Annotated in this window: 8 protein-coding genes and 2 pseudogenes; 5 read left to right on the forward strand and 5 right to left on the reverse strand. The window is 39.3% G+C overall.

What is annotated here, in order from left to right; all coding sequences use genetic code 11:
- Positions 1-67 precede the first annotated feature (67 nt).
- The 4 genes and pseudogenes from AN389_RS13765 to AN389_RS13780 form a co-directional block, all read left to right on the forward strand.
- A pseudogene (locus AN389_RS13765) lies at positions 68-1,078 on the forward strand (LacI family DNA-binding transcriptional regulator); the annotation flags it as partial.
- A 165-nt stretch (positions 1,079-1,243) separates the two neighbouring features.
- Positions 1,244-2,482, forward strand: a complete 1,239-nt coding sequence (locus AN389_RS13770; protein WP_055020051.1) for a sugar MFS transporter — start codon at positions 1,244-1,246, stop codon at positions 2,480-2,482.
- Between the two features lie 16 nt (positions 2,483-2,498).
- A complete protein-coding gene (gene treF, locus AN389_RS13775) occupies positions 2,499-4,001 on the forward strand; it encodes an alpha,alpha-trehalase TreF (RefSeq protein ID WP_055020052.1) in 1,503 nt (500 codons plus the stop codon).
- A gap of 172 nt (positions 4,002-4,173) precedes the next feature.
- A complete protein-coding gene (locus AN389_RS13780) occupies positions 4,174-4,863 on the forward strand; it encodes a response regulator transcription factor (RefSeq protein WP_055018305.1) in 690 nt (229 codons plus the stop codon).
- Between the two features lie 91 nt (positions 4,864-4,954).
- On the opposite strand, the gene AN389_RS13785 is transcribed toward AN389_RS13780, so the two are convergent.
- Genes AN389_RS13785 through AN389_RS13800 form a run of 4 tightly spaced genes read right to left on the reverse strand, consistent with a single transcriptional unit; the run spans position 4,955 to position 8,081 of the window.
- Entirely contained in the window at positions 4,955-5,728 is a 774-nt protein-coding gene (locus AN389_RS13785; protein WP_055018304.1) for a CsgG/HfaB family protein, read from the reverse strand.
- Entirely contained in the window at positions 5,728-6,153 is a 426-nt protein-coding gene (locus AN389_RS13790; RefSeq protein ID WP_055018303.1) for a curli assembly protein CsgF, read from the reverse strand. The genes AN389_RS13785 and AN389_RS13790 overlap by 1 nt, the downstream gene beginning before the upstream one ends.
- Positions 6,143-6,541 (reverse strand): curli production assembly/transport protein CsgE, encoded by a 399-nt coding sequence (locus AN389_RS13795; protein ID WP_055018302.1) that lies wholly within the window; start codon positions 6,539-6,541, stop codon positions 6,143-6,145. The genes AN389_RS13790 and AN389_RS13795 overlap by 11 nt, the downstream gene beginning before the upstream one ends.
- Positions 6,542-6,578: 37 nt before the next feature.
- Positions 6,579-8,081: a curlin gene (locus AN389_RS13800; protein WP_055018301.1), complete on the reverse strand. Its 1,503-nt coding sequence runs from the start codon at positions 8,079-8,081 to the stop codon at positions 6,579-6,581.
- A 574-nt stretch (positions 8,082-8,655) separates the two neighbouring features.
- Between AN389_RS13800 and AN389_RS13805 the strand changes: the two genes are divergently transcribed.
- Complete coding sequence (locus AN389_RS13805; protein ID WP_055020053.1) at positions 8,656-11,157, forward strand: S8 family serine peptidase; 2,502 nt, start codon at positions 8,656-8,658, stop codon at positions 11,155-11,157.
- Positions 11,158-11,205: 48 nt separating this feature from the next.
- On the opposite strand, the pseudogene AN389_RS20670 reads toward AN389_RS13805, so the two are convergent.
- Positions 11,206-11,410: pseudogene (locus AN389_RS20670) on the reverse strand (hypothetical protein); the annotation flags it as partial.

Below are 11,410 nucleotides of genomic sequence, written 5' to 3' on the forward strand. Positions count from 1 at the left end.
AAATTAATAATGCTATATTGTCAGTCAGTTACACTGAACATTAGTTAATACAACGCGGCTTAGGGTTTTCATGGATAACAAAAAAATAAAATTAGCTGATCTAGCAAAGCTGGCAGGGGTATCTACCTCTACGGTTTCGCGTGCATTAAATGATAACCCTTTAATAAAACAAGAAACACGCGATAAATTAAAACAACTTGCCAAAGAGCATAATTTTAGTTTAAACACCGCTGCAAGCCGCTTACGCACTCAAAAAACAAATGTTGTTGCTGTTATCATTAACTTAGATGAACAAACCGAACAATCGATTAGCGATCCGTTCTTACTTAAAGTGGTTAGCGAAATTAACCTTGCACTTAATCAACAAGGTTTAGAGCTTTTATTGTCTAATTCAATAATGGCACAGCATGATTGGGCCAATTATTTTATTAATGGTCGAAGGGCCGATGGCATTATCGTGGTTGGGCAAGGTAAAGATCAGCGTAATATAGAGGCGGCTGCTAAAGCGGGGATCCCTTTGGTTGTGTGGGGAGATCCTAAAACCCCTAGTAATTACCCTATTGTAGGCAGTGATAACTACCTAGGTGGAATGCAAGCCACTGCACACTTAATCGAGCACGGTGCAAAAAATATTTTATTTTTAGGCGACCCAGAACACGGCGAAATTAGCGAAAGACACCGTGGCTATGCGGCTGCGCTATCTACACATAAACTAGAGCAACACGTTGTTTCTATTGATATTACTAGTAGTTCAGCGTATCAAGAAATTAATAGTCTTTTACGCGAAAAAGGGCTCTACTTTGATGCAATTATGGCCTGTAGCGACATGGTTGCCTTAGGTGCAATGAAGGCATTAAAAGAGCGCTATGTCAGTATTCCTAACGATGTTGCATTGGTTGGTTTTGACGATATAGCAATGGCAGATATTAGCCATCCCTCGCTTTCAACAATTAAACAAAATACACAAATAGCGGCTGAACTTTTAGTTAAAAAGCTTATTCAACAATTTATGGGTGAAAAAGTTGAATCTCAAGTTATTGATATAGAGCTAATAACTCGCCAATCGAGTAAGCGCTGAAGTATGACTAATAGAAGTTAATTTAAAAAACTTGAAATGCAAACGATTGCATTGATTTTTATTCTACACTAAACTCAATGTTCACTGACACAAACACACACGCTAATTACCTAAAGGTGTTAGCTTTAATTGTTATGGCGTACTGCGCTATAAGTAAGGCAAGCTATGAGTAAAACAAAAATTACACTCGCAATTGCTGCAAGCTATTTTATTTTCGCAATATTATTAAATAGCGTAGGAACAGTCATTTTGCAGGCAATAAATACACTGGGCGTTAGCAAAACTGAGGCGTCTGTTTTAGAAGGGTTTAAAGACTTATCAATTGCGATAATGTCTTTTGCAGTTGCTTCGTTCATTCCTAGATTAGGTTATAAGCTCGCAATGCTAGGCGCTTTAGCTGTTGTTGCATTAGCGTGCTTAAGCACTGCAATGATTAGCGAATTTTATATGTTTAAACTGCTATTTGCAGTGATAGGCTGTGGTTTTGCGGTAGTCAAAGTGTCTGTTTATTCAATTATTGGCCAAGTAACCGACGATGCTAATAGCCATTCGTCACTGTTAAACACCATAGAGGGTATTTTTATGGTGGGTGTGTTAAGCGGCTATTGGATTTTTACTGCATTTATAAATCCCGGCGAGCCTAGTGCGTGGCTAAATGTATATTACGCGTTGGCTGCACTTACTTTAGTTGTGATTTTAAGCGTTATAGCTGCACCTATAAAACCCGCGCTACAAAGCAACAAAAGCAGTTCGAGCTTAAGTGACTTTATCGCTATGCTTAAGTTAACGTATCAGCCCCTGGTACTTATTTTTATTATAAGTGCATTTTTATACGTCCTAATTGAACAAGGGGTAGGTACTTGGCTGCCAACTTTTAATAACCAAGTTTTACAATTACCTGTGGCTATAAGTATTCAGTTAGCGAGTATTTTTGCAGCGGCGTTAGCGCTTGGTCGTTTAGTTGCGGGGCAGGTGCTTAAGCACATTAATTGGTTTTTTGTGCTGTGTGGATGCTTAGTCGCTATGGCATTACTTATTATTATAACGTTACCCCTAACTGAAAACCTACCTAATACAGCAATTACTCGATTATTTGACGCACCGCTGGCCGCCTTTGTTTTGCCCCTTATTGGTTTTTTTATGGCGCCAATTTATCCAGTGTTAAATTCGGTAATGCTTAGTGCTTTAGAAAAGCACCAACATGCAGCTATGACAGGGTTAATTGTTGTGTTTTCAGCACTTGGAGGCACAACTGGTTCAATGATCACAGGTTATGTATTTGAGCATTTTAGCGGTCAGTACGCATTTTACTTCTCGTTAATACCTATTAGCTTAATTTTTATAAGCGTGATTATTTTTAAACAGCGCACCCGCGCCATTTCTCAGCACGTTGCCCGCATATAATTGATTTAGGATTGTTATGAATTTTTTTGAAAGCCAGTTATTTAAAGATGTACAGACCCAACATATTTTTGATGACTGTAAAACATTTGCAGATGCAACTGCACGAACCAGCTGGCAAAGTGCATGTAAACACTATGAGCAAGTAGCACCGCTTAATCAAGCTCAATTAAAAGAGTTTGTAAATGAGCACTTTATTACAACGCCCTTACTACGTATGCAAAGTGAGCCAGATCCTTCAAGCGTTAAACACTACATCAACTCTTTATGGCATGGTTTGAGGCGGGAGGCTGATAAACCTAAAGCCGACTCTTTATTAGCATTAAAGCATAGCTACATTGTGCCAGGTGGGCGTTTTCAGGAGATATACTACTGGGATAGCTACTTTACAGCGCTTGGCTTAATAGATGCTAATAAACCCGAGATTGTTGAAGATATGCTGCAAAACTTTATCGACCTTATAAACGATTATGGGTGCATTCCAAATGGCAACCGCAGTTACTATTTATCGCGTTCGCAGCCACCTATTTTAGCCCTAATGGTTGAATTGCTATGGCAGCACGAACACAGTAAATCCAATAATGTGGCATGGCTTGAAAAGTGTGTTATTGCGCTTCAAAAAGAGTATGCGTTTTGGATGCAAGGTGCAGAAGAGCTTACTAACGAGCAACCGGCACTAAGACGAGTTGTAAAAATGCCATGCGGTGGCAAGCTAAATCGTTATTGGGATGATGAGGCAACTCCTAGGGCTGAATCTCTTAGAGAAGATCTAGCCCTCGCAGTGGGTTTAGCTGACCATAGAAAGCCTGACTTTTATAGGCATATACGTGCAGCGTGTGAATCAGGCTGGGACTTTAGTTCCCGCTGGCTAGCTGAGCCTAATTCACTTAGCTCTATACAAACGACCGATATACTACCCATTGATCTTAATTGTTTACTTTACAACCTAGAAAAACAGCTTAGTAAGTTTAATAAGCTGCTAGGTAATAGCCAACAAGCCGATTTGTTTAGCGACTACGCAACAGCTCGCCGCTCACTGATTAATAAATACATGTGGAGTGAGCAATATCACTTTTTTGTTGATTATAATCATTGCAAAGCGAGTCAATCCAAGGTGTTAAGCGCTGCCGCAAGTACTGCATTATTTTTTAACTTAGCGTCTGAGCAACAAGCACAACATGTAGCCGAGCGACTAAGCCGCGACTTTTTAAAGGCCGGTGGCATAGTTACTACCGTTACCTCTACATCACAGCAATGGGATAGTCCAAATGGGTGGGCGCCGCTGCAGTGGTTTGCCGTCAAAGGACTTAATAATTACGGTTTTAGCTGTCTCAGTAAGCGTATAATGCAAAACTGGTTAACGATGGTAGAAAACGATTTTTCACTTAATCATTGCTTACTTGAAAAATACAATGTGTGCATGCCGCAATTAAAAGCAGGGGGAGGGGAATACGTTGTTCAGCAAGGCTTTGGTTGGACTAACGGGGTTACTTCACGCTTTTATACGTTATGTGAGGACTGATCAGAGCAGTGTGTTATATGAAAAAACAAACACTTTATTAAGCTAACTTATTGTAAATATTGGATTAATATAATTAATGCGTATCTTTTCTTTGTGGTAATAATACCAAAATCGCATTGAAAGTTGTTTATAAATTCGGTAATGTGGAATAAACGTTTCAAGGAAGAAATTTATGCTACAGCCACACTCCGTTTTTATAAAAACTACGTTTCAATCTTCTTTTCACTGCGAAAGCTACACAACTATTTTAAAAACCATGCAAGCCATTTTTGGTGATATAAAAATGGATGACGCTATCCCTAAAAATGAGCAAAGGGAGAAGTTTGATTTATTTTTAATAGATGGCGCTAAAAATAACTGGTTAGATTTACTACCTGCTGATTTAATTTGCTTAGCTAAAAAGCACAAAGTGGTGTTATTTAATGTAGAGCCCAGTGCAGTATGTGAAAAAAACTTATTGCTCAATCATTTTAATGGCGTGTTTTATAAATCTGATGCGCCAGAAGATATATTTAAAGGGCTTGTAAGAATAACGTCTGGTGAATTGTGGTTTACGCGCAAAGTTATATCTAAAGCATTTTCAGATATTCTTTCTGTGGCCTCTTCGTTTAATAGCTTACAAGAAGATATAACCCTAAAAAAAGGGGATTATGCGCATCTTACTAAGCGCGAAAAATCGGTTATTCACTTAATTGCCCAAGGGGCAAGCAATAATGCCATTGCCGATAAGCTTAATATAAGTGATCACACCGTTAAAACACATTTGTACAGTGCCTTTAAAAAAACCAATTCGCGCAACCGTGTAGAATTGGCAAATTGGGCTCAGCGTTATATATCGGTTTTATTACCTATGGCTAAGTAGTTAAACCGATTTAATATTTTTAGTTTAAGTTTAAGCAAAAAAGTGTTTTATATAAAAAGGCTACATCATGTAGCCTTTTTAGTCTTTAAATTTAGGCTGCTTTTTTCGCCCATAACCCTCTATCAATACCTTTTGTAATTAAGTCTGTGAGTGCTTTTTCAATAGCTTGGGTCACACAAATACTCATTGGCTCATTATCACTAAAGCCCGCCTCGGCTTCAGCCAGTCGTTTGTAACTTACATACCTAAAAAAGCCTGCACGCATTTCTTGGCTTAGCACTTTTTTGCTGGTGGCAACGCTCAAGAGTACTTGGCCGGTGCGAACATCAACTGCACGTAAATAGATAGAGATGGCATCTTCTCGGTAAAGCTCTGAAGCCCCAATACCAAAATACTCCATGCCTAAGCCGCCCGTTTTTACGTTGGTATCGTAGCTAATAATACCGCCTTCTAAAATTATTTTAGCGGTGGTTAGCGGCGGTAAATCTGGTTGGTTAGGATTGTCAGATTTACCAGCTCGAATAATTTTTCGCTCGGTTAAAATATTCTGTAAGCCTTCGCGTTCAACCGGCGTAAACCAATCAGATTCGTGCAAAGCTTGCACTAAAATAGAGTTAGCACCTTGTGTAACCGCTGTTGAAAACGAGCTTACATTAGTTTGTGGCTTATATTGGCCTGTTTGGTCTCTAAACGAATACACAGACACAGGGATACTGCCTACAGGTTTAGGTAAGTTTTTTAAATCACTAAATATTTCTGTTGGTTCAAGTGTTGTAGCAACTTGTTGTGAAGGCGGAATTAAATTACTCATGCCAGCACAACCGGTTAAGCTTAAAAGCGTTAGTGTTATTATTAGTTTATGCATTATCCGAACCTCGGTACTTCAATGATCACCACTGAGTCATCTAATATATTGGTTATTTTTACAGTTATAGTATCTGTTGTGCTGGTTATTACTTCTATTTGATAGTCTCCACTCATAAATATTGAGTCTTGATCAAAAATACTGTTTTCAACATCTTCCCCAAATGCCATATCAGTAATTTCACGTACCATTTGGTTTAAGTAAGTGCGCTCGAGCGTTTCCTGAAACTGCTCTGCATAGCCTTTTTCAACAGTTGGGGCTTTGTGCTTGTTTTGCGCTTGTGCTTTACTAAGCAGCATTGTGGCATTGAGTGGGTTACCACCAAAGCTTGGGTTGATTGGGGTATAAATAATTTCAGTTGCCGAGGCTGAAAAACTAAGTGTTGTTATTATTATAAGTGCTATTTTTTTCATTTTACCATCCATTTACTGCCATATCGGGTGACGATGTAGTCATATTTGAGCGTGCCATCGCTTCTATTACAGTGTAAACAGCTTGCTCAACGCGTTCGTCGAGGGGCGCTAATCTACGTCCTAAATAGGTTACATATACGAGTTCATTATTCATAATTAGCGAAAGCTTTGTGCCCGCTTTTGGTATTACCGTTTCTTTTATTTCTATATTAAAACCGGCAGTGGAGGGGAGGTCTCGCCAGTAATTCGAAAATTCGTAATAAAATTGATGGCCAAAACGGCTAATGCTTCTATCAAGCAGTAAGCCATCTATTTCCAGTTCTTGCTCGGCAGCGCTGAGCGAAGAAAAAAGAAGTAAAAAGCTAAGTAGGAAGTAACGTAAGTGAATATTTATTTTCATAATAAAATGGGGAGGGCTAACCTCCCCACCTCAATAATTACATTTGTGTAATTGTTGCAGTGTTGCCATCACCAATTTGTGTAACAGAAACCGTGCTGTCGTAGCCAATAACTGAACCTTCCACAAGGTTGTCGTTACCTACCTGAGTGACTGTGAATGACACGTTTTCACCGCCCACTAAAAAGGCAGACTGACCAACGCCACCTACCCAGTTACCTTCACCTTCTTGTGAAATATCAATACTATGGCTACTGCCTTCAACCATCATATCAACTAGGTTTAACATACCATCTTGCGCAATATCGATTTGGTTATCGTTGCTATCTAAAATACCCGCAAGTGTTACAACCGCTTCGTTTTGAGTACCCGTTTGTGAAATATCAATATCGTTATCGTTTGATGTAAGCGATACATCAGGATACGACGATTGCACCAGCATGGTATTTTCATCACCAGATTGAACTAAATCAACATCGTTACCTGTGCCGTTAAAATTAGCAAGGTGAACCGAGTTTAAGTCGCCAACTTGAGTGGTTGAAAACTCATTATCAGAGCCAATTACACCCATGTAAGATTCGTTCAAGTCACCGCTTTGGAGTGAAGTTAGCTCATTATTGTCACCAATTAAATCGGCTGTCATTAAGTTTTCAGCACCATTTTGCGTTGCTGTTACTTCGTTGTTTACACCTTCAAATAAGTTTGACTCAATAGTATTAAGCGAACCTTCTTGATCTAAATCTATTTGGTTATCATCACCTACAACAGCTGCAAACGTTACTGCATTTGTTAAGCCATCTTGCTCAACGTCAATCTCATTAGCATCACCAGAGATATCGCTAAATGTTACAGCATTTCGGTCGCCGCTTTGCTCAACATCAAGCTCGTTTTCATCACCTTGTAAGCTACTTACTTTAAAGGTATTCCAAAAGCCATCTTGTTCTAGACTTAAAGTGTTTTCGTCGCCCGTAAGCATAGTGATTTCTGCTTCATGCCATTCACCCTCTTGCAAAGCGCTAATTTCATTTGCATTACCTTGCATATCCATATTGTAGAACCAGTGGCCGCCGTTGCCTTGCTCTACATCAATAAGGTTGTCATCACCAGTTACAATGTTAATCGCTTCGTTATTTACAAAAAAGCCTTGGCCAAATTGACTAACAAATAACATGTTGTTGTTACCTGTTACCTCGGAGATAAAGCCATTAGCAACGCCATCTTGCGAGTACACCTGTATATTGTTATCGCCAGTTGTGGTTACTTCGGCATAATTACCAAATTGGTTTTGTACAACTTCAGTTTCATTATTGTTACCTGTAGTAGTAACAACCATGGTGTTGCTGTCACCCTCTTGATAAAGAAGTGCGTTATTTTCATTTGAAGTCTGACTTAGGGTTAAGCTGTTTTCTAAGTTCTCAGTAGAGACTTGTGTACTTAGCTGTGAGCTTGATATTGATTTATTTTGTGTATCTGCATGTGAAGCAAAGCTAGTACCCACTGCTAATGCAACAGCGCAGCTTAAAAGTGTTTTATTCAACTTCATTATTTATTCTCCTTGAAATAGTAAAATCAAATACCTTAAGTGTTATAAATTTTAATAAGATATTTTCGCTCAGCATGCCGTGCTGAAATAATGGTGTGATCCACTCTTCAATTTGATTTTGTAAATCGTTTGTTATTACAAATAAAGAAATTTAATCCTGTCATCTTTATTAAATATAAAGCGAATAAACTTTTTTGTAAGAACACCTTCACTGTATTCCTCCTGACAATAGACTTAAATCATCTTTTTTTACCAATTTTATTTTTGTTAAATTTCATAGCCTTACAGTGAGGTATTCATATGGGAACAAAAAAAGAAAGAAAAACTAGTAAAAATGTTTGGTCCTTAAAAAGGTAAAAACGCGATGAGTTATTTCATAAAAATGGCTGTGTTGCATGTTTTTTTGTTAATCAGTCTGGTTAAAAATGTTGATTTTTAGTTGTTTGTTATTTTTTGGCTTGTGTAAATTCATATTTCTTAGTCTTCTAGTTCTATGCCACGTGATCCTCTTGTATTTGAAGTTGTAAGTAAACTTACTTAGTACCACTAAGTTAAACTAACTATGGATAGAACAATGAAAACAAAATTATCTATTATCACTCTTGCTTTACTTCCTTGCTTAGCTGCTGCAAAACTACCTGATGCAGGTGTTAAACAGCCTGTTGTAGCAAGTAGCGATGCCTTAATTGTTAAATACAAAAAAAATGCATCCGCACAAATGCGTAAACAAGCCCGTTCGTTAGTGAAAGCAAAAATTTCAGATGTAAACGCAGATGAAATTGATGATAACTATAAGTCTTTACTTTCTGGGCGTTTAGCTAAGTTTAAAATTTCAGGCATGAGTACTAAAGAAGCAATCGCTCGATTAAAATCACATCAAGCCATTGAATACGTTGAGCCTGATTATCAAGTAAGTATTGCAGGTACCCCTGATGACCCACGTTTTGACGAGTTATGGGGCTTGAATAACGATGGTCAAACAGGGGGTACTGCCGATGCTGATATTGATGCCGTAGAAGCGTGGGATATTTCGACAGGTAGCCGCGATGTTGTAGTAGGTGTAATTGATACAGGTATTGACTATAGCCACAGCGATTTAGCGAGCAATATGTGGGTAAATAGCAGTGAAATACCAGGAGATGGCATCGATAATGACGGTAATGGCTTTGTAGATGACGTGCACGGTATTAATGCAATTACCAACACTGGTGACCCTATGGATGATGAAGGCCATGGTACTCACGTATCTGGCACCATTGGTGCTAGCGGTAATAATGCAACAGGTGTTGTGGGCGTTAACCACGAAGTATCACTTGTAGGTTGTAAGTTTTTAGATGCTGCAGGTAATGGTTCAACATCAGACGCTATTAAGTGTATTGACTACATGGTAGGACTTAAAAATGCCGGTGTTAACTTACGCGTATTAAATAATAGCTGGGGCGGTGGCGGTTATAGCCAAGCTCTAGCAGATGCAATTGCATCAAGCGAAGCGGCCGATTTACTGTTTGTAGCCGCAGCGGGTAACGACACGATAGATAACGATGTTAACCCTCATTATCCTTCTAACTACGAAAACGCAAGTGTATTATCGGTTGCAAGTACGGATCAAACCGATAATATTTCATGGTTCTCACATTATGGTTTAACAAGCGTTGATATGGGCGCCCCTGGTAGTGCTATTTTATCGACCACACCAGGTGAGAGCTACGCATCTTATTCTGGCACATCAATGGCGACGCCTCATGTTGCAGGTGCTGCTGCGTTAGTGTTATCTATTAATCCTGAACTAAACACGCAAGAGCTTAAAGAGTTACTAATGAGCTCTGGTGATGCAAATGCGGCACTACAAGGTGTAACGGTGGCAGGTACTCGTCTTAATGTGAATCAAGCACTTATTGATGCAGATCCTACACCTGGCTTTAAAATTTCAGCCGATCCACTTACGCAACAAATTGTAGCGGGCCAAGCTACAAATTACACATTTACCATTGGCTCAATTGCCGAGTGGGATGAAGAAGTAACGCTTGAACTATCATCAGCATTAAGCAGCGCTTATTTATCGGCTAGTACCGCTCGCCCTGGCGATGATGTAATGCTCAATGTTGAAACCGACACTGATACACAGTGGGGTGAATACGACCTAACAGTGATTGCCACAGCGGGTGACATTGTTAAAGAGCAGTCAGTTAAATTAATGATTCAACCTGTTGGTCTAAACGACTTTACCTACAGCAGTAACGCAAGTGTTGAAATTCCTGATAACTCGCCAGTGGGCGCTGTATCAGTGATTAATGTACCAGATGATTTAACCGTTTTTGGTACTACCGCAGATGTTGATATTACGCACACTTACTCAGGCGACTTAGTGGTTACATTAGTATCTGCACAAGGTACGCAGGTAACACTGCAAAGCAATGTGGGTGGTTCAAGCGACGACATAGTAAGAAGCTTTACGTCTGAGTCATTTAATGGTGAAGTGGCTACAGGTGATTGGACACTACACGTAGAAGATACCGCAGCAGCTGATACGGGCACCATTAATACTTGGTCTCTTACATTAAGTGCTATTGGTGAAGTTAGCCCACAACCACCGCGTGCGGGCTTTGATGTAGAAACACAAGGCTTAACAGTTAACTTTACAGATACAAGTACCGACTCAAATAACGATATTACACAATGGAGCTGGGACTTTGGTGATGGTGCAACATCATCAGATCAAAACCCAATGCATGTATATGCAGCATCAGGTAATTACGAGGTTGTATTAACTGTGACTGATAGTGAAGGCAATACTAGCAGCTCAACGCAAACGGTTGTAGTGAGTGATGTAGAGCTAGAGCTTACCCTTAAACGCGCTAATAAATCTCGCCTTGATACCATGCGTGTAGATTTAAGTTGGGAACGTGTTGGCGCTGAGTCGTTAAGCCTATACCGTAACGGTGAGCTGGTTGATACTACATCAGACAACGGCCGTTACCGCGACTACGTACGTGGTGCTACATTACCATCGTACGATTACCAATTATGTGTAACTGAAAATGTATGTTCTAACATCATTACAGTGTCATTTAATTAACTACTCCTAAAGTGACCTTAAGCCCAGCACTGCTGGGCTTTTTTTGTTTTACGATAAATCTAATAAGCTCTTAGAGTTTAGTTTGAACGGCTCACATCTAGGCTTTTTTATACCAAACCGCATAATTAAGTGATCTATTTTGAGGATGGATAAACGTGTTAATAGCAAGGCAAAAAATTCGCTATTTAGTTGTTCTCGGCAATTGCTCCTGCATTGCTCTACCTTCTGCATCCATGCAGTCGTAAATGAGAAT

It is taken from the genome of Pseudoalteromonas sp. P1-7a (genome assembly GCF_001401855.1).
Classification (GTDB): Bacteria; Pseudomonadota; Gammaproteobacteria; order Enterobacterales; family Alteromonadaceae; genus Pseudoalteromonas.